Below are 537 nucleotides of genomic sequence, written 5' to 3'. Positions count from 1 at the left end.
CGGTTTGTTGCGAGTTTGCTTCGCACACTCGCAATATACAGGTGCGGCATAGGCGTTCGGCGGTAGCCGAACGTCCGAGTTCTCTGAAAGAACTCGGCATACAGGCGTGGCATAGCGTCAAAATCTTTGTATTATATAGAAATAGCAGACATACGGACAGAACCAGGCGCGGCGCTCACCCGCCAAATAATCCGGAGTGCGCGTTTTGGCGCAAAGTTTTCTATGCGTCCGACGAGTGCGCAGGTCTCTTGCACCTCTCATACGACGAAATCTTTGCAAAATTAAAAAGGCTCAAAATCGACTGCATTCGTATTCTGTCAATAATGCGCGTCCCGTGGTGGAGCCTTGCCGGCTACCTAATCGACCCGGGAGACGACATTGACGCCGCCGTCTACGAATACCTCGATTCGCTCCCGCATCCGCCCAAACTGAAGCAGCAGGGGGATAACGAATGAGTATCCTAGACGACCGGGATTTAGACGTTGAAGAAGAGCAAAAATTCCTTTATTCCGCCTTTGATATTGAACTGCTTCCGAG

The 537-nt window shown here is 51.0% G+C and carries 1 protein-coding gene; it reads left to right on the top strand.

Annotation, left to right across the window (positions count from 1 at the left end):
- Positions 1–455 (top strand): hypothetical protein (locus tag AWU74_RS12880; protein WP_238580253.1); only part of this gene is annotated, 455 nt, incomplete at its 5' end.
- Between the last annotated feature and the right edge of the window lie 82 nt (positions 456–537).

Source organism: Treponema endosymbiont of Eucomonympha sp., from assembly GCF_001028545.1.
Note: the sequence above shows the minus strand (reverse complement) of the source record. Positions and strands in the feature narration are given on the sequence as shown.